This window comes from Roseomonas sp. AR75, assembly GCF_005222815.1.
Taxonomy (GTDB): domain Bacteria; phylum Pseudomonadota; class Alphaproteobacteria; order Acetobacterales; family Acetobacteraceae; genus Falsiroseomonas.
Genome location: NZ_STGB01000001.1, coordinates 284336 through 303946, shown reverse-complemented (window position 1 = coordinate 303946; position 19611 = coordinate 284336). Strand labels below are relative to the sequence as shown.

The 19611-nt window shown below is 68.0% G+C and carries 18 protein-coding genes; 16 read left to right on the top strand and 2 right to left on the bottom strand.

Translation table 11 applies throughout. From position 1 onward, the window contains the following. The first annotated feature begins 9 nt into the window (after positions 1 to 9). The 14 genes from E4T13_RS01320 to E4T13_RS01255 all read left to right on the top strand — a co-directional run bounded on the left by E4T13_RS01320 (position 10) and on the right by E4T13_RS01255 (position 15304). Positions 10 to 1188 (top strand): ABC transporter substrate-binding protein, encoded by a 1179-nt coding sequence (locus tag E4T13_RS01320; protein ID WP_240790943.1) that lies wholly within the window; start codon positions 10 to 12, stop codon positions 1186 to 1188. Further along, positions 1188 to 3074, top strand: a complete 1887-nt coding sequence (locus E4T13_RS01315) for an ABC transporter permease (RefSeq protein WP_137176436.1) — start codon at positions 1188 to 1190, stop codon at positions 3072 to 3074. Before E4T13_RS01320 ends, E4T13_RS01315 begins: the two co-directional genes overlap by 1 nt. After that, entirely contained in the window at positions 3071 to 3853 is a 783-nt protein-coding gene (locus E4T13_RS01310) for an ABC transporter ATP-binding protein (protein WP_137176435.1), read from the top strand. The genes E4T13_RS01315 and E4T13_RS01310 overlap by 4 nt, the downstream gene beginning before the upstream one ends. Further along, positions 3846 to 4559, top strand: a complete 714-nt coding sequence (locus E4T13_RS01305) for an ABC transporter ATP-binding protein (RefSeq protein WP_137176434.1) — start codon at positions 3846 to 3848, stop codon at positions 4557 to 4559. The genes E4T13_RS01310 and E4T13_RS01305 overlap by 8 nt, the downstream gene beginning before the upstream one ends. After that, on the top strand, positions 4556 to 6574 hold the full coding sequence (locus E4T13_RS01300; RefSeq protein WP_137176433.1) for a hydantoinase/oxoprolinase family protein: 2019 nt from the start codon (positions 4556 to 4558) through the stop codon (positions 6572 to 6574). Before E4T13_RS01305 ends, E4T13_RS01300 begins: the two co-directional genes overlap by 4 nt. Further along, positions 6571 to 8274, top strand: coding sequence for a hydantoinase B/oxoprolinase family protein (locus E4T13_RS01295; protein WP_137176432.1), 1704 nt, complete (start codon positions 6571 to 6573; stop codon positions 8272 to 8274). The genes E4T13_RS01300 and E4T13_RS01295 overlap by 4 nt, the downstream gene beginning before the upstream one ends. A 148-nt stretch (positions 8275 to 8422) precedes the next feature. After that, entirely contained in the window at positions 8423 to 9763 is a 1341-nt protein-coding gene (locus E4T13_RS01290; RefSeq protein ID WP_240791024.1) for a 6-hydroxynicotinate reductase, read from the top strand. After that, a complete protein-coding gene (locus E4T13_RS01285; RefSeq protein ID WP_137176430.1) occupies positions 9760 to 10620 on the top strand; it encodes a UPF0280 family protein in 861 nt (286 codons plus the stop codon). Before E4T13_RS01290 ends, E4T13_RS01285 begins: the two co-directional genes overlap by 4 nt. Beyond that, positions 10617 to 11204, top strand: coding sequence for an amino acid synthesis family protein (locus tag E4T13_RS01280; RefSeq protein ID WP_137176429.1), 588 nt, complete (start codon positions 10617 to 10619; stop codon positions 11202 to 11204). The genes E4T13_RS01285 and E4T13_RS01280 overlap by 4 nt, the downstream gene beginning before the upstream one ends. Positions 11205 to 11243: 39 nt before the next feature. Further along, positions 11244 to 12236, top strand: coding sequence for an NAD(P)/FAD-dependent oxidoreductase (locus E4T13_RS01275; protein ID WP_137176428.1), 993 nt, complete (start codon positions 11244 to 11246; stop codon positions 12234 to 12236). Next, the gene (locus tag E4T13_RS01270; RefSeq protein WP_137176427.1) at positions 12233 to 12805 is read left to right on the top strand and encodes a pyridoxamine 5'-phosphate oxidase family protein; all 573 of its coding nucleotides are present in this window, start codon (positions 12233 to 12235) and stop codon (positions 12803 to 12805) included. The genes E4T13_RS01275 and E4T13_RS01270 overlap by 4 nt, the downstream gene beginning before the upstream one ends. Before the next feature lie 22 nt (positions 12806 to 12827). Beyond that, complete coding sequence (locus E4T13_RS01265) at positions 12828 to 13100, top strand: DUF3253 domain-containing protein (protein ID WP_137176426.1); 273 nt, start codon at positions 12828 to 12830, stop codon at positions 13098 to 13100. Between the two features lie 2 nt (positions 13101 to 13102). Beyond that, positions 13103 to 13546, top strand: coding sequence for a DUF1499 domain-containing protein (locus E4T13_RS01260; RefSeq protein ID WP_137176425.1), 444 nt, complete (start codon positions 13103 to 13105; stop codon positions 13544 to 13546). A gap of 27 nt (positions 13547 to 13573) precedes the next feature. Further along, positions 13574 to 15304 (top strand): ABC transporter ATP-binding protein/permease, encoded by a 1731-nt coding sequence (locus E4T13_RS01255; RefSeq protein ID WP_137176424.1) that lies wholly within the window; start codon positions 13574 to 13576, stop codon positions 15302 to 15304. A 93-nt stretch (positions 15305 to 15397) separates the two neighbouring features. Here the strand turns inward: E4T13_RS01255 and recQ are convergent, their stop codons facing one another. Together recQ and E4T13_RS01245 are read right to left on the bottom strand one after the other, a co-directional pair. Next, entirely contained in the window at positions 15398 to 17245 is a 1848-nt protein-coding gene (gene recQ / locus E4T13_RS01250; protein ID WP_240790942.1) for a DNA helicase RecQ, read from the bottom strand. A 62-nt stretch (positions 17246 to 17307) separates the two neighbouring features. Continuing rightward, positions 17308 to 17736 carry an OmpA family protein gene (locus E4T13_RS01245; RefSeq protein WP_137176423.1) on the bottom strand — a complete coding sequence of 143 codons (429 nt, stop codon included), beginning with the start codon at positions 17734 to 17736 and terminating at the stop codon, positions 17308 to 17310. Positions 17737 to 18003: 267 nt separating this feature from the next. On the opposite strand from E4T13_RS01245, the gene E4T13_RS01240 reads away from it, so the two are divergent. Together E4T13_RS01240 and E4T13_RS01235 are read left to right on the top strand one after the other, a co-directional pair. Then, entirely contained in the window at positions 18004 to 18891 is an 888-nt protein-coding gene (locus E4T13_RS01240) for a hypothetical protein (protein WP_137176422.1), read from the top strand. 128 nt (positions 18892 to 19019) lie between these two features. Continuing rightward, positions 19020 to 19421: a hypothetical protein gene (locus E4T13_RS01235; protein WP_137176421.1), complete on the top strand. Its 402-nt coding sequence runs from the start codon at positions 19020 to 19022 to the stop codon at positions 19419 to 19421. The last annotated feature ends 190 nt before the right edge of the window (positions 19422 to 19611 follow it).

The following is a 19611-nucleotide window of genomic DNA, read 5'->3' as shown; positions in this document are numbered from 1 at the left end:
GGCTCGAGCATGGCCGCGGCCGCGCTCGCCGGGCTAGCACCGGCACGCGCCCAGGGCGCGCCGGTGAAGGTGGGCGAGTTGAACTCCTACAGCCGGATGGCCGCATTCTCCGTTCCCTACCGGCACGGCATGCAGCTTGCCGCCGATACGATCAACCGGGCTGGCGGCGTCATGGGTGGCCGGCCGCTTGAGTTCGTGTTCCGCGATGACGGCTCGACGCCCGGGGACGCCGTCCGCGTGGCGGAAGAGCTTCTGACCCGTGAAGGCTGCGCCTTCATCGCCGGCACCTTCCTCTCCAATGTCGGCCTTGCTGTGGCCGACCTCGCGAACCAGCGGAAGAAGCTCTTCCTCGCGACCGAACCGCTGACCGATGCGATCACCATGGCACAGGGCAACCGCTACACCTTCCGGATCCGTCCTTCGACCTACATGCAGACGCGCATGCTGGTTGAGGCCGCGCGCGGAAAGACGCAGAAGCGCTGGGCGATCGTCGCCCCCAATTACGAGTACGGCCAGTCTGCCGCAGCCAACTTCAAGAAGCTGATAGGCAGCGCCATCCCCGGCGCGGAAATCGTGGCGGAGCAGTATCCGGCGCTCGGTCGCGTCGATGCCGGCGCGACCGTCGGCGCCCTGGCGCAGGCACGGCCCGATGCGATCTTCAACGTCCTGTTCGGTCCCGACCTGACGGCGTTCGTGCGCGAGGGCAACACGCGCGGGCTGTTCGAGCGCCGGCTTGTTCTTTCGCTGCTCACGGGTGAGCCGGAATACATGATCCCGCTCGGTGATGAATGCCCGGATGGGTGGATCGTCACGGGCTATCCTTGGGAGCAGGTGGAGTGGCCGGCGCACAAGGCTTTCGTCGAGGCGTATCGCGCGCGCGTCAATGACACGCCGCGGCTCGGCAGCCTGCTCGGCTATGTCACCGTGCAGATCGTGGCGAATCTCCTGAACAAGGCAGGCACGCTCGAGACCGAGAAGCTGGTGGACACCTTGGCGGGACTCACCACCGACACCGTCTCGGGCAGCGTGACGATGCGTGCACTGGATCACCAGGGCACGCTCGGCGCCTGGGTGGGCGAAACAGTGCTGCGCGGTCGCACCGGCACGATGCGGAACTGGCGATACGCCGATGGTGCGAACTACATGTTCCCCGAGGCGGAAGTGCGGGCCGTGCGACCCGGCGCCTAGTGGAACCGAGCTTCCTGCTGGTCCAGTCCCTATCGGGCCTGGCCAGCGCCTCCTCGCTGTTCGTCATCGCATCCGGCTTGACGCTGGTGTTCGGCGTCACGCGCATCGTCAATTTCGCGCATGGCAGCTTCTACATGCTCGGCGCCTATGTTGCGGTGACGATCGTGCCCTGGCTGCTAGAGTTCGACCGCTCGCCCTGGCTGTTCTTCCTGGGCGTGCTTGCCAGCGCAGCCGTGGTGGGACTGCTCGGCGTGGCCATGGAGATTCTCCTGCTGCGCCGCATCTACAGGGTGCCGGAGCTGTTCCAGCTCCTTGCTACCTTTGGTGTCGTGCTCATCGTGCAGGATGCGGTGCTGTGGATCTGGGGCCCGGTCGACATTCCTGGTCCGCGCGCACCCGGCCTGCGGCATGGCGTCTACATCTTCGACCAACGCTTCCCCGCCTATGAACTGTTCCTGATCGTGGTCGGTCCTGTCGTGCTGGGGCTGCTCTGGCTGCTCATGCACCGCACGCGGTTCGGCGTGCTGATTCGCGCGGCGACGCGCGACCGCGAGATGGTTGGTGCGCTCGGCGTGAATCAGGCGCTGCTGTTCACCGGCACGTTGTTCCTGGGCGCCTTCCTCGCGGGGCTCGGCGGTGCGCTGCAGATCCCGCGCGTCTCGGCATCAGCGCACATGGACCTTTCGATCATCACGGAGGTTTTCGTGGTGACGGTGGTCGGCGGCATGGGCAGCATTACCGGCGCCTTTCTGGCCGCGGTTCTGATCGGGCAACTGCAGGCGTTCGGAGTCCTGATCTTTCCCAAGATCACGCTTGTGCTGGTCTTCCTCCTGATGGCCGCCGTGCTTGTGGTGAAGCCCTGGGGCCTTCTCGGCCGGCCGGAGCCCGCCGCCGGCCGCGCCGCGCTGCCCGAGGGCATCCTGCATCCCCGCCATTTCGGTCGGCTCGAAATGGCCCTCGGCGCGGCGGCACTCGCTGCCTTGATCGCACTCCCGGTATTCGCGGACGCCTACATGCTGAAGGTCGCGACAGAGGTGCTGGTGTTTGCACTGGCCGCCTTTTCCTTGAATTTCCTCGTCGGTAATGGCGGCATCGTCAGCTTTGGCCATGCCGCCTATTTCGGTCTGGGCGCCTACGCCGCCGGACTGCTGGTGACGCGCATCGGGCTGCCGATGGAGCCGGCGCTGCTTGCCGCTCCGATGGCGGGTGGCCTGTTCGCCGCGCTCTTCGGCTTCTTCGTCGTCCGCCTTTCCGGCATCTATCTGGCGATGTTGACGCTCGCCTTCGCGCAGATCGCCTACGCGGTGTGCTTCCAGTGGGTTGAGGTGACTGGGGGCGACAACGGCGTGGTCGGAGTGTGGCCCTCGGCATGGGCGGCATCGCGACAGGCCTACTACTACCTTGTGGCAGTGCTTTCGGTCGCGGGCATCCTGGCGCTGCGCCACGTCATCTATGCGCCCTTCGGTGCAACCCTACGGGCATGCCGCGATTCCGAGGCACGGGCGGACGCGGTTGGCGTCAACGTGCGGAAGCATCGCTGGCTCGGCTTCTCGCTGGCAGGCAGTGCTGCCGGTCTGTCGGGCGGCCTCTATGCTTTCTCGAAAGGTTCGATCGACCCGACGCTGCTCAGCATTCCGATGTCGGTCGATTTCCTGGCCATGATCCTGCTCGGCGGCATACAAACGGTGATGGGGCCGGTGCTTGGCGCCGCTGCGTTCCACAGCATCAAGGACCTGTTCATGCCGCTGACCGATCATTGGCGGTTCTTTCTAGGCGCTTCCATCATCGCCCTCGTGCTGCTGTTCCCACGCGGCCTCGGTGGCGCCTTCGCGATGCTGCGCAGCCGTGCAGGCCAACGGCGGCTGGCTGCCGTCACCGCGGCATGACGCTGCTACGCGTCGAAGGCCTGAACAAGCGCTTCGGCGGCGTGGTGGCCGCACGCGACGTCGCGTTCTCGCTTCACGCAGGGGAGATGCTGGCGATCATCGGCCCGAACGGTGCCGGCAAGTCCACGACCTTCAACATGGTGGGGGGGCAGCTAACCCCCGATACTGGCCGCGTTGTCCTGAACGATGAGGAGATAACCGGTCTTCCACCGCGCGTGGTCTGCCGCCTTGGCGTCGGCCGCACCTTCCAGGTCGCCCAGACCTTCCTCTCCTTCTCCGTGGTCGAGAACGTCCAGATGGCGTTGATCGCACGCCACGGTCAGACGCGCGACCTGCTTGCGCGCGCCGCCAGCCTGCACCGACAGGAGGCACTTGGGCTACTCGCCCGCGTGGGCATGGAGGTCGACGCCGATCGCCCTATCGGAGAGTTGGCGTACGGCGACGTAAAGCGGGTGGAACTCGCCATCGCGCTCGCCGCGTCCCCGCGACTGCTGCTGATGGACGAGCCCACCGCCGGCATGGCGCCGCGCGAGCGTGCGGCACTGATGCAACTGACCGCCAACATCGCACGGGAGCAGGACATCGGCGTCCTCTTCACCGAGCACGACATGGACGCCGTCTTCGCCCATGCCGATCGCATCATCGTCCTTGTCCGGGGCGAGATCATTGCGCGGGGATCGCCGGAGGAGGTACGCACCGACGAGCAGGTGAAGCGCGTCTATCTCGGCACCACCGGCCACAAGGCCGCGCTGCGGGCGCGGAAGGCCGCGCATGGCTGAGCCTGTGCTGCAGGTCGATGGGCTCAAGGCAGGCTATGGCCCGGCGGAGGTGCTGTTCGGCGTCACCCTCACGCTGCACCGTGGCGAGGTCGCAGCGCTCATGGGCCGAAATGGCGCGGGCAAGTCCACGACCATGAAGGCCATCATGGGTTTGCTGGCACCGCGCGGCGGCCGTGTACGCTTCGATGGCTCGGACGTCACGGGCATGGCGCCGTTCCGTATTGCCCGCCTCGGTCTCGGCTATGTGCCGGAAGACCGCCGGATCTTCACTGATCTCACCGTCTTCGAAAATCTGGAGGTCGGCCGCAAGCCCGCCCGCTCCGGCCGTGAGCCCTGGACGCCGGAACGGCTTTTCGCCGTCTTCCCGAACCTTTCGGAGATGCGTGGCCGGCGCGCCTCCGCCATGTCAGGCGGCGAGCAGCAGATGCTGACCATCGCGCGCACCCTCATGGGCAACCCGGAGGCCGTACTCCTGGACGAACCTTCCGAAGGGCTCGCTCCCGTGATCGTGGAGCAGATGGCAGAGGCAGTATCCAGGATGAAGGCAGAAGGCATCGCCGTGCTACTGTCGGAGCAGAATCTGGATTTCGCTGCGGCCGTTGCGGACCGCGCCTATGTGATCGAGCGTGGCGAGATACGCTATGAAGGAACGATGGAAAGCCTCGAAGCGGACGACGCCGTCCGCGAGGCATATCTGACCGTATGAGGGCGGTCGCCGGCATAGATGTCGGGGGCACATTTACCGACCTGCTGCTGCAGGATCCGGACGGTCGCGTGCGGCTTGCCAAGGTTCCGACCACACCGAACCAGGCGGACGGCGTCATCGCCGCGATCGAGGCTGCGGGCGCCGACCCCGCATCGCTCGACTTGATCATCCACGGTACCACGGCGACCACGAACGCCGTGCTGGAGCGCAAGCTTGCACGGGTCGGACTCATCACGACGATGGGCTTCCGCGATGTGCTGGAACTCGGCCGGCGCACGCGCCCGCATCCCTACGGCCTGACCGGCAGCTTCGAGCCACTCGTCCCGCGTGAGCTTCGGCGCGAGGTCGCCGAGCGCATGGATGCCCGCGGCAACGTCCTGACGCCGCTCGATGAGCAGTCCGTGGAGCGGGAGGCGCGCGCCCTGGTCGAGGCAGGCTGCGAGGCCATCGTCGTCCATTTCTTGCATTCCTATGCCAACCCTGCACATGAGCGCCGAGCCGGCGAGATCGTCCGCGCGCTCTGGCCAAATGACTACATCACGCTTGGCCACGAACTCCTGTCCGAGTTCAGGGAGTACGAACGGGGAACCACGGCCAGCGTGAATGCCGCCGTCCAGCCCGTGCTGGACCGCTACCTTCGCCGCCTCCAGGATCAGCTTGCCGCGCGCGGTCATCGCCACGACCTGCTGGTGATGAACGGCAACGGCGGAACGGTGCCGGCGCGGCTCGTGGCGCGCGAAGCCGCCAAGACGGTCATGTCCGGCCCGGCTTCCGGCGTCATGGCGGCGGCTGCGACGCTCGCGCAAAGCGGGCTACGCAACGCCATCACTTACGACATGGGTGGCACGTCGACCGATGTGGCCCTGATCGCCGGCGGCGTACCGGAAGTCTCGGCCGAGTTGTCCATCGCCTATGGCCTGCCGATCCACCTTCCGATGGTCGATGTGCGCACGGTCGGCGCAGGTGGCGGATCCATCGCGGGGCTCGATCGCGCGGGCATGCTGCGCGTCGGTCCGGAAAGCGCGGGCAGCAATCCCGGCCCGATCTGCTACGGCCGCGGCGGCACGCGGCCGACCGTCACCGACGCGAACCTGGTGCTGGGCCGCCTCGATCCGGAGCGTCTGCTCGCGGTGCGGGAAGCCGTGAAGCTCGAACTGGTGCGCGCTGCCTTCGAACGCGACATCGGCGCGCCGCTCGGCATGAGCGTCGAAGAGGCCGCCGAGGCTTCGATACGATTAGCCAATATCCACATGACTGGCGCCATCCGCATGGTGTCGCTGTCGAAGGGGCACGACCCGCGCGCCTTCGCTCTCTTCGCCTTCGGTGGCGCCGGTCCGCTGCACGCGGTGGCACTGGCCCGGGAGATCGGTATTCCCGAGGTCCTGATCCCGGCCCGGCCGGGATTGACGAATGCGCTGGGCTGCCTGGTGGCCGATCTCCGTCAGGACCTGGTCAACACATTGAACCGCGCGCTGGACGATATTCCGGAGGAGGAGATCGCGACCACGCTCGGCATGCAGCGACATCGCGGCCTCGCCACCGTTCTGGCCGAGCGAGGCGAGGTGGAGGAAGCGGTCGTGCTGCATTCCGCCGACATGCAGTTCCGTGGCCAGACGCATCTGATCCGGGTCGCTCTGCCACATCCCACAATGACCCGCGCCGAGGTCCAGGCCGCCTTCGAAACGGCCTACTTCGGGCGCTTCCAGGTCCGCCTGCCCGAGATCCGCGCCGTGCTTGTCAACCTCAACACCAGCGTGATCGGCAGGCGCCGAGGCTTCTCGCTCTCCTCGCTGCTGGGCGGCGAACGCGGCGAGGCGCGTGTCGGCACACGCGCGTTCTACGCCGGCGGCATCTGGCACGAAGCGGCTGTCTGGCAGCGGGAGCGGCTCGCGCCTGGAGACCGCATCGAAGGACCCGCCATCATCCAGCAGGCGGATGCCACGACGGTGCTGGAACCCGGCTCGATCGCCGCCGTGGATACCATCGGCAACCTTCGCATCAGGGTGTCGCCATGATCGACGCGCTCACCCTGGCCGTCATCCAGGCCGGCTTGCAGCAGGTCTGCAACGAGATGGACATCGCCTTCTCGCGCGCCGCATTCTCGCCGGTGATCGCGGAGGCGGATGACCGTTCGGATGGCATCTACGGACCGGACGGAGACCTCATCGCGCAGGGCGAACTCGGCCTGCCGGTGTTCGTAGGCACGATGGCGCACTCCGCGGCCCATCTTGCGCGCCTGATCAGGGAAGGCGCCGTCGCGCCGCCCGAGCCGGGCGACATCTACATCGTGAACGATCCCTATCTCGGCGGCACGCATCTGATGGATGTGCGCTTCGCGCGTCCGTTCTTCGTCGACGGTGCGTTGTTCTGCTGGCTGCAGAACACCGGCCACTGGCCCGATATCGGCGGCATGGTGCCCGGCGGCTTCAGCGCGCACGCCACCGAGGTCGAGCAGGAGGGGCTGCGCCTGCCGCCTGTGAAGTTGTTCAAGCGCGGCGAACTGGACCGAGAGATCCTCGCCATCATCCAGTCGAACATCCGCGTCGCCGAGCAGCGCATCGGCGACATCAATGCCCAGGCGGCGGCACTGATGGTCGGCGAGTCCCGGCTGACGGAGTTGCTCGCTCGCTACGGCGCCGCCACGCTGCGCGAGTCGATCGCGGCCATTCGCGCCCGGGCAGCCGACCGCATGCGCGCGGAGATCCGGCGCATACCTGACGGCACCTATCGGGCCGAGACCTTCGTGGATTCCGACGGGGTGGTGAACGAGCCGCTGCGCATCGGCCTTGCGCTTACGAAGAGCGATGACATGCTCACCTTCGACCTGTCCGGAAGTTCTCCGCCTTGCCAGGGCCCCATGAACTCAGTCTGGGCGACGACCTGCAGCGCGATCTATCTGGGCGTGAAGCATGTCTTCCCGCATGTCCCGATCAATGCGGGCACCTTCGAACCGCTGCTCGTAAAGCGGCCTGAGGGCACATTCCTCGACGCACGGTATCCGCGCCCCGTGTCGGGCTGCGCGGCCGAGGTCAGTCAGCGCGTTGCGGAAGCAGTCTTCCTTGCCCTGGCCCAGGCCATTCCCGAGGAACTCTGGGCTGCGCCCGCCGGCACATCCGGCAATTTCGCCCTGGGCGGCTTCGATCCCGCGCGCAACGCAGGTTACGTGATGTACCAGATCACCGGCGGCGGCTACGGCGGCAACGCGGCAGAGGACGGCCTGACGAACGGCTGCTCCACCATCGGGATCAGCAAGACTGCACCGGTCGAGGTGATGGAGCAGTATTACCCCGTGCTGTTCCGTCGCTTCGCCATCCATGAAGGGTCGGGCGGCGCTGGCAGGCGGCGGGGTGGCTTCGGCGTGCATTACGAGGTCGAGTTGCTCCGTGGCGAGGCGCGCGCGAGTTTCGTCATGGATCATGGCCGCTTCGGACCGCCTGGCGTTCTGGGCGGCGGGGCCGGCGCGCCCAATGTCGTGAAGCTTCATCGCGGCGGCATCAGCACGACGCCGGAGCATCTTTCGAAGGACCAGGGCCTGCGACTCCAGGCAGGCGACCGTGTGGAGGTGATGACCCCTGGTGGCGGCGGCTATGGCGACCCGCTAACCCGCGAACGCGACCTCGTCGCCCGCGACGTCGCCCGCGGCTACTATACGGCCGCCCAGGCGGCGGGCCTCTTCGGAGCCTACACCGGGCCGGAGGCAACGGATGTCCGATAGGGTCAGCGCCGCCGCACGATCGGAGAAGTTCGGGCAGGCCGAAGGGGCCGATGGCATAATCCGATGCGATGCCTGCCCGGTGCTGTGCCGCATCCGCCCAGGCCGCGCGGGTGCGTGCAGCCGCTACGCGAATGAGAATGGTCACTTGGTGCGCACGGACCCGGCCTTGACGCTGGCGCATGCTGTCGAAACCGGCGCACCGCTCGTCGCATTCGCAAACGACGCGTGGGACGGCACTCTGCTCGATCCGGCTCGAGCCTTCGTCACGGGGGTCGGGGCCGGCACCACCTATCCCGACTACAAGCCGGCGCCCTTCATCGTTGGCAGCCAGCATGACGGCGTGGACACGGTCACGGTCGTGACGGAGGGGATCTTCAGCTACTGCGGCGTCAAGGTGAAGATCGACACCGACCGCCACCTCGGTCCCGAGTCTGCGCCAGTGCGTGCCAAGGGCGAGCAGATAGGACACGTCACCACCGCGGAATACGGCAGCCAGATGCTCAGTCTCGGCGGCGTGCGCCACCTGACAGGCGGCTCCAAGCGCGAAGGCAGCGTCACCTGCGAGACGCTGCTCGCGCTCTGCGCGGCGCAGCCGGTGACGCTGACCATCGATGGCGGGCACGAGGTGGTGGTCCAGGCGGGTCATGCACCGATCGTGGACGGCACGCCGGAACATCGCATGCGCGTCGGCTGCGGAAGCGCCACGGTCGGCATCTTCGCGCAGCAGTGGCTCGGACAGGCCGATGAGGTGATCGTGGTCGACGATCACATCACGGGGGTGCTGTCGGAGCACCAGGCGGGCAAGGTGCTGGGCATGCCGCCGGCAGGCATTCGCGTGCGCGGACGCAGGTCGACGCCGGGTCGCTACTTCCAGGTTGCCAGCCCTGGCCTCGGCTGGGGCGGGACCGACATCACCGATCCGCTCGAGATCATCGACAGCATCGACCCGAAGATCGCCTGGCCCGGTTTGAGGCTGCTGATGACCTCCACCACCGGCGATCATGCCCTGTGGTGCGTGCTGGACGAGCGCCTGAGGCCGGTTCCAGCGCCGATGCCCGAGGCAGTCCGCCGCGTGGTGGACCGCATCGGGGAAAACTGCGAGCCGTCGCTCTGCTCCGTGATCTTCATGGCTGGTGCCGGCGGCTCGCTGCGCGCCGGCGTGACGGAGAATCCGGTGCTGCTGACACGCGCGGTCGCCGCTGGCGGCGTGCGGGTCACCATGGGCGGCGCGCCGTGCTACCTCTGGCCTGGCGGCGGCATCACCATCATGGCCGATGTGCTGCGCTTTCCCGGCAATGCCTTCGGCTACGTGCCCACGCCCGCGCTCGTCGCACCGATCGAATTCACGCTGTCTCGCGCGCTCTACGCGCAACTCGGCGGCCACATCAGCGAGATCGTCCCGGTCGAGCAGCTGCTGATGGGCCTCGGGGGCCAGCTCCGCGTCGAGGGCTGGATCGCCGGCAACCCCTGGCCCTTCGCGAAGCCATGATCGCGCAACGTCTGGCGGGAGAGCGCCTGCATCTGCAGCACGGCCCGATCGACGTGGTGTTGCGCGCCTGGGGCAGCGCACAGGAAGTGCAAGCCGCGGAGCGCGCCGCGAGTGCACGCTTCGCCACGATCCTGCAGGAACTGGTCGCCGAACTGCCGGACCTGCGCCGCGCCATCGACGACCGCGGCCTGCTGCATGGGCCGGTCGCTCGGCGAATGCACGCGGCTTGCATCCCGTTCGCACGCAGCGGCGCCTGGCTGACCCCGATGGCTGCGGTGGCGGGCGCGGTTGCGGATGAGTTGCTGGCGGCGATGCGGATCGCGGCGCCAGCGATGACGAAAGCCTTCGTCAACGATGGCGGCGATGTCGCTCTGTTCGTCAGCCCGGAAGAGGTGCTGACCTTGGGCATGGTCGGCCACGATCCGTCCGGCACAATCCCGACCTTCGACGCGACACTGACGGTCGGCCACGCCGATGGCATAGGCGGTATCGCCACCTCCGGCCGCCATGGGCGATCGATGTCGCTCGGCATCGCCGATGCGGTCACCGTGCTCGCGCGCGATGCCGCGACAGCAGACGCCGCCGCCACGCTGATCGCCAATGCCGTCACGCTGGACAGTCCCGCCGTAAGCCGTGCGCCGGCCTGCTCGCTCGATCCTGACAGCGACCTCGGTGACCGCCTCGTCACGACGGAGGTCGGCCAACTCGCGGCTGACGAGATAGCCCATGCCCTCACCGCGGGGCTCATCTGCGCCGCATCCTTTGTCGGCAATGGGCTGATCCGCGCCGCCGCACTCCGCCTGGCCGGACAGTTCCGCCTGACCGGCAGGCCAATTCTTCAGGTCAGGGCCGCATGACTCAGGAGCTCATCATCCGCAAGACAGCCATCCACGTTGAGGAAACGCGCCACGATGGCGGCCCGGTCCTGGCCAGGCCGATCCTGAAGGGTTGGTGCGCCGTGATCCTGCGCAATCCGTTCGCCGGGCGCTACGAGCCTGAGTTGATGTGGATGATGGAGGCGATGAAGCCGATCGGCCTCATGGTCGCCGAAAGGCTGCTCGCCGGGCTGGGCGGCAACCCGGATGCGGTCGAGGCCTATGGCAAGGGCGGGCTGGTGGGATCCGCGGGCGAACTGGAACATGGGGCGCTCTGGCACGTCGCCGGCGGTTATGCGATGCGCGGGCTGCTCGGCAAGGCGCTCGCCATAGTGCCTTCCATGACCAAGGTCGGACCGATGGGCGGCGTGCTCGACATCCCCATCCACCACCGCAACGCCGCCTATGTCCGCAGCCATTTCGACGGCATCACCTGCGTCGTTCCGGACGCGCCGCGACCGGACGAGATCCTCTTCGCGCTGGCCATGACCACCGGGCCACGCCCGCACGCCCGGGTCGGCGGACTGCGGCAGGACGAGATCTCCGCCTGGGACGGACAGCGCTAGGCGCTTCCCGTCGGCCTCGCCAGGCGCCATATACGCGCCATGCCCATCGGTTCGGTTGCGATCGTCGGGGCCGGCCTTGCCGGTCTTGCTTGTGCGAAGACGCTTGCCGCGCACGGCATTGCCGTCCGGCTGATCGACAAGGGTCGGGCTGCCGGCGGGCGCATGGCGACGCGCCGGGTCGAGATGGATGGGCAGAACCTCGATTTCGACCATGGCGCCCAGTTCCTCACGGCGCACGGCACGCTGTTCCGTGCCACGTTGCAGGCAACCCACGCCCAACCCTGGCCCGATGAGACCCGCCAGGTCGGATTCCCGCGCATGTCCTCGATCCCGCGCGCCTTGGCGCAGGGTCTCGACCTCCTCGTTTCGCACGAAGTCGTCGAGATCGTCGGCGAGCCTGGTGCCTGGCGCCTTCGTCACGTCCCGGTCAGGGCGCGGCAACGCGTCCTCCGGCCCGAACAGGCACCGACCGAGGAAGGACCGTTCGAGGCGGTCATCCTGGCCGTGCCTGCGCCACAGGCGGCAGCGCTCCTGGCCGGGCCGGCACCGCATCTCAGCGCCGTGGTGGCGGAGGTCCGGATGGCGCCCTGCTGGACACTGATGACAGCCTTCGAGGAACGGTTGCCTCTGCCGGACTCGATGCGCATGCCAGGCGGCGTCATCACCTGGGCGGCGCGCGACAGTTCGAAGCCGGGGCGGGATGCGGACCGCGAATGCTGGGTGGTGCAGGCCGGGCCCGAATGGTCCCGCGAGCACCTTGAGGACGAGGCGCCGGAAGTCGCCTCGGCGCTGTTCGCCGCCTTCGCGGCCCTCGCCGGCGGCGGCCTGCCGCAGCCGCTGCATGTTGCGGCGCATCGCTGGCGATATGCGCTGGTGGAGACGCCGCTCGGCGCTCCCTGCCTGTGGGACCCCGCGCTGAAACTTGGCGCAGCGGGCGACTGGTGCATCGCCGCCAGGGCGGAGGCGGCCGTGGACAGCGGCGCCGCCATGGCCGCCGTGCTTGCCGGCAGCGCTGGGCCTGGCGGCGGATGACGCATGCGGCGACACTGCCGGCGTGCCTCGACGAGGCCTTCCGGCGTCTCGCGGCAGGCGTGAAGGACCGGCGTTGCGCCTTCCATACACCGACACTGGCGACGACCGGGCTCGACGGGGCGCCCGAGATACGCACGGTCGTGCTGCGGGGCTTCGACGGGACGCAGCGCGTGGTGCTCCTCCACACCGACGCCCGATCCCGCAAGGTCGCGTCGCTTCTGCGGGAGCCGCGCTGCGCGGTGCATCTCTACGATGCGGTCGCGGCCCTGCAGTTGCGGCTGACCGGCCGGTGCACGGTGCATTCGAACGACGGGATCGTGGAGGGCGCATGGCGTGCAAGCCGGCCGGCGTCCCGGAAGTGCTACGCGACAGAGCGCACCCCGGGCTCACCGGTGCCCGAGCCACCCCAAGCGCCTACCGATCCCGAGATGGGGCGAGCCCATTTTCGGGTACTCTGCATCCGGTTCGACCGGCTCGAATGGCTCCACCTCTCGGCAGGCGGCCACCGACGCGCCCTGTTCACCTGGCGGGATGACGCTGCGCTGCAATGCACATGGCTCGTCCCATGACGATCCACCGCAACAGGCCAAGATGATCGCACGCGACCAAATCGAGGCAGAGATCCTGCGTCAGACACTGACGCGCGGCGGCGACAAGTCCGTCTGTCCGAGCGAGGTTGCGCGAGCCCTTGCAACGGATGAAGCCGGATGGCGCAGTTTGCTTGGCGCGGTCCGCTCCGCCGCGATCCGGCTCGCGCAAGCCGGCAAGATCGATGTGCTACGCAAGGGTAAGCCCGTGGATCCTGGCGCAGAGATACGCGGCGTCATTCGCCTGCGCATCCATCCATCCGCGAAGGAGGACTGACGATGTTCGATCTGCTGCTTGGCCGCGGCACCGCGGGACTTCCGCCGCCCGCACCGATCGACTTCGACTCGCTCCGACTGCCCTCCTCGCCGAACGCTGCACTCGCCTGCCCGCCTGGCGCTACGGCGGAGCGCCACGAGGCGGCACCCTTGCTCCCTGTGTCGCTGGATGCCGCCTGGCGCGCCTTGCGAAATCTTGGCGATGGAATGGAGCGAGTCTGGCGCATGGCCGAATGGCCGGACCGGTATCAGGCCCAGTGGGTCGCGCGCTCCCGCATCGCGAATTTTCCCGATCTCATCAATGGCGAGGTTCGCGCGATGCCCGGCGGAACGGGGCTGTTCCTCTATTCGCGCAGCCTGCTCGGCTACTCCGACTTCGGTGTGAATGCGCGCCGAATCGCCGACTGGCGCGGCGCCTTCACGCGCGCGCTGCAGAACGCCCGCTGACGGCGCCCCTTCCGCAGGACAAGACACATGCGACGCGTCGGCCACTTCCTGAGCGATGCCTGGGCCCTGACACGGCCCTATTGGTCGAGCTCGGAGCGCGGGCGAGGCGTGGCGCTGCTCGCGGCGGTCATCGTGCTCAACCTTTCGCTTGTCGGGATGACCGTCGTGCTGACCTACTGGCAGCGCGCCTTCTACAATGCGCTGGAGCAGAAGGACGGTGCGACCTTCTGGTCACTCCTGCTGCTGGGAGGTGAAGCGGACGGCACTTGGTTTCCCGGCTTCTGTCTCGTCGCGGCCGCCTACATCCTGATCGCCGTCTATCAACTGTATCTGCGCCAGGCGCTGCAGATCCGCTGGCGCCGCTGGCTGACGGAACGCTACCTCGCCGATTGGCTGGCGGACCGCGCCTATTATCGCATCGCGCTGACCGATCCGGTCACCGACAACCCGGATCAGCGCATCGCCGACGATATCCGCCTGTTCGTGGACGACACGCTGACGCTGGGGCTCGGGCTGATGAACAGCGTCGTCACCCTCTTTTCGTTCATCTTCGTGCTCTGGTCGCTGAGCGGCCCCCTGGAGGTCCTGGGGATCTCCATCCCCGGCTACATGGTCTGGGTCGCGATCCTCTATTCGGTGCTGGGCACATGGCTGGCGCATCTGATCGGCCGGCGACTCATTGACCTGAACTTTCTCCAGCAGCGCGTCGAGGCGGACTTCCGGTACGGGCTCATGCGCGTGCGCGACAACGTGGAAGGCGTCGCCCTCTATGGCGGCGAGGCCGATGAGCAGCGCGGCCTGACAGCGCGCTTCCGCGCCTTGATGGAGAACTGGTGGGCCATCATGGTCGCCACGAAGCGCCTGACCTTCTTCACGGCCGGCTTCACGCAGGTTGCCTCGATCTTCCCGATCGTCGTCGCCGCACCGGCCTATTTCGCCGGCCGCATACCTCTCGGCGGGCTGATCCAAACCTCGAGCGCCTTCGGCCAAGTGCAGGGCTCGCTCTCCTGGTTCGTCGACAATTATGCGCGCCTCACCGAGTGGCGCGCGACTGTCGAACGGCTGACCACATTCGATCGGGCCATCGCGACGGCGCGGCGGACCGATACGGGCGTCGAGACGCAGTCGGGGGCGGACGGTGCAGTCGTGGTGAATGGCGTGACGCTGGCGCTGCCGGATGGCCGCATCCTGTTGCAGGATGCTTCGCTCAGGCTGAACCGCGCGGAAGCGGTGCTGATCACCGGCGCTTCGGGCAGCGGCAAGTCCACCCTGTTCCGCGCCATCGCGGGCATCTGGCCCTTCGGACGCGGCGTGGTCACGGTGCCCGAAGGCGCACGGGCGCTGTTCCTCCCGCAGCGGCCGTATTTCCCCCTCGGGACGTTGCGGCGCGCCGTCTGCTATCCCCTCGACGCGCAAGACGTACCCGAGGCGGCGATCCGCGACGCCCTGACAGCCGTCGGACTGTCGCGGCTCGTCGACCGGCTCGATGAGGAAGACAGCTGGGATCGCCGGCTGTCGGGCGGGGAGCAGCAACGCCTGGCCTTTGCGCGCGCACTCCTGGTCCAGCCGGGTTTCCTCTTCCTGGACGAAGCGACGGCGAGCCTCGACCCCGCAGGAGAGGAGGCGCTCTACAGGCTCGTGCGCGAACGGATGCCCGAGACGGCCGTGCTGTCCATTGCGCATCGGCCGGCCGTCGCGCGCTTCCATGATCGCCAACTGAACGTCGCGGAGGGCAGGCTTTCTCCCGTTTCAGCGTAGCGGCGCGAGTGGCAACCCTTTGGCGGGATTGCTTTCGCTACAAGTTTTTCTACCACTGGTTGAATCTCATGGGCCAGTGAAGGCAGCGGCTGGTCAGTCCTGCAACACCTTCAGGACGGCGGTGCCGTAGCGTTCGAGCTTGGTGCGACCAACGCCAGGTATCGCACCAAGCTGGTCGAGACTGCGCGGCCTCGCCGTCGCGATTTCGGCAAGCGTACGATCCTGAAAAATGACATAGGCGGGCACGGACTGCGCTTGTGCCTCGGCGCGGCGCCACTCCCTGAGCTTCTCGAAGAGTGGATCGCCGGAGGCAGGCGCGCCACCGACGCGGCCGCCGCGCGAAGGCGCGGCCTGGCGCGCGACGTCGGCGCGCAGCATGAGCTTCTCCTCGCCCCGCAGGATCGGGCGGGCAGCCTCCGTCGGCACGAGTTCGCCGTGATTTTCCACTGCGACGTCGAGCGCGCCGTGGGCGACCAGCTGTCGAGCGACGCCGCGCCATGCCGCATCCGACAGGTCCTTGCCGACACCGAAAGTCGGCAGCCGGTCATGCGCGAACTGCGCCACCTTCTCCGTCAGCCGGCCGCGCAGCACGTCAACGACATGTCCCACGCCGAAGCGGCGTCCGGTGCGCAATACAGCAGACAGCAGCTTCTGCGCAGCCACGGTGCCATCGAACAGTCTGGGCGGCGACAGGCATACATCGCAATTGCCACATGGCACGACAGAGCCAGCCGAGTCCTGGGGCGGCTCCTCGCCGAAGCAGCGCAACAGCAAAGCGCGCCGGCATGTCGCGGATTCGGCGATCGCGACCATAGCTTCCAATCGCTGCCGCTCGATGCGCTTCTGCTCCGGCGCCGCGGAGCTTTCCTCGACCCGATGCCGCGCGAGGGCGATATCGCCGGCGCCGTAGAGCAGCAGCGCATGGGCGGGTAGACCATCACGCCCGGCGCGACCGATTTCCTGGTACCAACTCTCGGGGCTGCGCGGCAGGTCGAGGTGCAGCACCCAGCGGACATCGGGCCGGTCGATGCCCATGCCGAAGGCAATCGTCGCGCACATGATGACGGCGTCACCGCGCGCAAAGCGACGATGGGCCTCGCGCTTGTCCGCTGCCTCCATGCCGGCATGGAAGGCCAGGGCATCCTGTCCCTCACCCCGCAGCCACTCAGCGGTCTGCTCGGTGCGCGCCCGGCTGCCGCAGTAGATGATGCCGGCGCCCGACGCCCCCGCATGCTCGCGGAGGAGGGCTCGCAGCTGCGCACGCTCCTGCTCGCGCGGCCGCGCCTCGATGCGGATATTCGGTCGGTCGAAGCCGCCGCGGAAAACCGGAGCGTCGGAAAGCCCGAGCTGGGCCCGGATATCCTCGACGGTACGCGGGTCCGCCGTTGCCGTCAGAGCAAGCCGCGGGGTGCGCGGAAAACGGGCGGCGAGAACGCCCAGCCCGCGGTATTCCGGCCGGAAATGGTGCCCCCACTGGGAGACGCAGTGCGCTTCGTCCACGGCAAACAGCGCGATGGGCAGGGTATCCAGCCGCGCGAGCGTGCCTTCGAGCGTCAGGCGTTCTGGCGAAACGTAGAGGAGCTTCAGGTCGCCTGCGTGCAGTTCCGCCAGCACCTTTCGGGCCTCGCCTTCCGGCAGGTCGGAATGCAGAGCCGCCGCAGCGACCCCCTGCTGGCGCAGTGCGGCGACCTGATCCTCCATCAGCGCGATCAGGGGGGAGACGACGATTCCCACGCCGGGCCTGCACAACGCCGGCACTTGGTAGCAGAGCGACTTGCCACCCCCGGTCGGCATGAGCACGAGGCCCGAACCGCCATCCGCCACGTGGCGAACGACCTCTTCCTGGCGGCCGCGAAAGCCTGCATGCCCGAAGACACGCGCCAGAACACTGAAGGGGTCGCCGTCGAATCGGCCGTCATAAGGCATGTCACCCGATGCCATGCCCACGGCCTCGCGTCAGCCTGGCAAGCGCATCCGCATTCCACGCCGGGCCAAGACGTGCCTCAGTTGGGGCCGATATGGATCTCGACCCGCCGGGCCTCGACTGCGGCGTCCGCCACATCCGCCGTGCCACGGCCGCGGATCTGGACGCGATCGCGTGAGACGCCGAGCTGGACAAGCTCCGCCGCCACCCGGTCGGCGCGCACGCGGGAGAGCCGTAGGGCCTGCACGACAGTCGGCGCATTGACCGGGTCCGGCGCGATGAAGCCCAGGACCCGTACCGGCGCATTCGGAAACCGCTTGGCCACCTGGGCCGCATCCTGGATGACGTCCATCGCCGTGGGCGTCACATCCACGCTGTCCTCCTGGAAGAACACCACCCGGACCGGTTGCTGCGCCAGGTTGCCGTCCGGCGGGCTGGTCGGGGCGCAGGCAGCCAGGAGGGCGGGCGGGACAGCGGCGATCGCGGCAAGGGCAGCGCGGCGGCGCATAGGCTTGGCTCCGGAAGTCGTGAGCCGCTACCTCGCCCGGCCGGGAGGCGCCCGTCAATCCGGGTCTCGGCGACGGAGCGTTAACCCTTGTCCCGCCACAGTGAGACCGTGTCGAACACGGCTGCCGCTCCCGATCCCAGCGCCTTCATGCCACCGGCGACGGCCGAGCGGCTGCCAGACCCACACCGATTCGACCCGGTGCGCATCCCAGGCGTAGCGGATGGTGAGGCGTGGCCCCCAACGCGCTTCGAGTTCGAGGCGAACTGGATGAACGAGCCCGGCCTGGCTTTCGAACGCGACGCCGGGGGCGGCATCGGCGTGATCCGCGCCTTCGCTCATCTTCGCATGGTCGTCGACATCGAGAGTGCGCACCGGATCTTCGATATCGCACCGGGCACCCGCGACTTCCGCCTTCTCCGGCTCGTACCGGCGGCGCTGCGCTGCGTGGAGCGCATCCAGCCTGGCGACACGCTACCCGGCGCATTGCTGGACGAGGATCCGGAACTGCCGGAGGAGCACCACCTCTACGCCGCGACCAGCGCATTGGTCGACCGGCTTGCCGCGACGGCGGGCGAAGAGGGGCAGGCCCTGGCCGAGGCCATGCGCAGGATTCCACCCGGCCCGACGATGTTCGAATCTGCCGTAGCCCACTGCATCACGCAGGGGGGCTTCGCCATGGGCACGATGGCCCCCCTCGCCCGCCGTCTCCAGAAACTCGCCAATGCGCATGCCCGCGTGCTGGCCGCCGCGGCCACGCAGCCCGACTATGCCTCGATGGAAAAGATGCTGCGCCGGACACGGGAATCGCTCGGCGCCGATCGCCGCTGGGCCGGCGACCTGCTGACCCGCGCGCTGGACGCCCTGCTGCCACAGATCGGTCGTCCGCGTCGCACCGCGGAAACGATTCTCGCCCAAGCCGTGGCCGCAATGCGCAAGCCATTGCCGCTCGAGGCTCCGACACGGCTCATCCGGGAGCAGGAGCGCTACCGCGAAAGACTTGTGGATCTCTCCGTGTTCTGGCGACGGCTCGCAACCGCTTGGATGACCGTCGACCCGGACACGACGGACCGGCGCGAAATCGAGGCACTGGCGCGCAACGCCTTGCGCCGCCTCGCGCTCGTGCCGCTCTACCGGATCGAGGAGCCGGAAACCTGATGGTGCCGCTGACGCGGCTGTGAAGTCCGGACAAGAACGATCGGTCTCGCGGGCGGCGTCGCGACGGTATGATCCGCACGCGGCCGCAGGACCTGTCCCGGCGCCGCACGTCGCCAAGGGAGGGAAGGATGGCATCGCGCGCATGTCTGGCGGCCGCGCTGCTGGCTACCGGCCTGCTTGCCGTATCGGCACAGCCAGCCCGGGCTGTCATCGTGGAAGCAGGCGCCATCGAGACGAACGGCATCCTCACGACCGCAGATCGCTTCTATTTCGAGGTGCAGGCATCCGGCCCGATCGAGATCACCATCAGCGAACTGACAAGTCCGGTGAAGATCGGGAGGCCGAGCCTCAGGATCTATCAGGACGACGGAACGCTCGATGCCGCCGATCTGCTGTTTTCGGCGGATGCGCCGGCTGCGGGAAGCGCCGCGACGCTGAACACCGCGATCGCGCTCGGCAACTACGTCGCGTTGGTCTCTAAGTTCTCCCTGGCCGCAGGCGTGTTCGGGCCGCTCAATCCAGGGCCCTGAACCCTGTCGCCTATGACTACGAGATCGGCTTTTCCGATCTTGCCTCCAACGACACGCGCGTGACCTGCATCGCGCATGGCAATCTGAGCGGCGGCTTTCCGACGACCGAGCGCGTTGCCGGAGGCTGTTCCGGCCTCGTCGCCGTAACAGAGCCGGCCGCGATCGGCTTGCTCGTCGTCGGGATCGCGCT

Bases quoted from the DNA above. Each gene is read 5' to 3' on its own strand.
- E4T13_RS01320 (WP_240790943.1), top strand. From the start codon at position 10: ATGGCCGCGGCCGCGCTCGCCGGGCTAGCACCGGCACGCGCCCAGGGC.
- E4T13_RS01310 (WP_137176435.1), top strand. From the start codon at position 3,071: ATGACGCTGCTACGCGTCGAAGGCCTGAACAAGCGCTTCGGCGGCGTG.
- E4T13_RS01305 (WP_137176434.1), top strand. From the start codon at position 3,846: ATGGCTGAGCCTGTGCTGCAGGTCGATGGGCTCAAGGCAGGCTATGGC.
- E4T13_RS01300 (WP_137176433.1), top strand. From the start codon at position 4,556: ATGAGGGCGGTCGCCGGCATAGATGTCGGGGGCACATTTACCGACCTG.
- E4T13_RS01295 (WP_137176432.1), top strand. From the start codon at position 6,571: ATGATCGACGCGCTCACCCTGGCCGTCATCCAGGCCGGCTTGCAGCAG.
- E4T13_RS01285 (WP_137176430.1), top strand. From the start codon at position 9,760: ATGATCGCGCAACGTCTGGCGGGAGAGCGCCTGCATCTGCAGCACGGC.
- E4T13_RS01280 (WP_137176429.1), top strand. From the start codon at position 10,617: ATGACTCAGGAGCTCATCATCCGCAAGACAGCCATCCACGTTGAGGAA.
- E4T13_RS01275 (WP_137176428.1), top strand. From the start codon at position 11,244: ATGCCCATCGGTTCGGTTGCGATCGTCGGGGCCGGCCTTGCCGGTCTT.
- E4T13_RS01270 (WP_137176427.1), top strand. From the start codon at position 12,233: ATGACGCATGCGGCGACACTGCCGGCGTGCCTCGACGAGGCCTTCCGG.
- E4T13_RS01265 (WP_137176426.1), top strand. From the start codon at position 12,828: ATGATCGCACGCGACCAAATCGAGGCAGAGATCCTGCGTCAGACACTG.
- E4T13_RS01260 (WP_137176425.1), top strand. From the start codon at position 13,103: ATGTTCGATCTGCTGCTTGGCCGCGGCACCGCGGGACTTCCGCCGCCC.
- E4T13_RS01255 (WP_137176424.1), top strand. From the start codon at position 13,574: ATGCGACGCGTCGGCCACTTCCTGAGCGATGCCTGGGCCCTGACACGG.
- recQ (WP_240790942.1), bottom strand. From the start codon at position 17,245: ATGGCATCGGGTGACATGCCTTATGACGGCCGATTCGACGGCGACCCC.
- E4T13_RS01245 (WP_137176423.1), bottom strand. From the start codon at position 17,736: ATGCGCCGCCGCGCTGCCCTTGCCGCGATCGCCGCTGTCCCGCCCGCC.
- E4T13_RS01240 (WP_137176422.1), top strand. From the start codon at position 18,004: ATGAACGAGCCCGGCCTGGCTTTCGAACGCGACGCCGGGGGCGGCATC.
- E4T13_RS01235 (WP_137176421.1), top strand. From the start codon at position 19,020: ATGGCATCGCGCGCATGTCTGGCGGCCGCGCTGCTGGCTACCGGCCTG.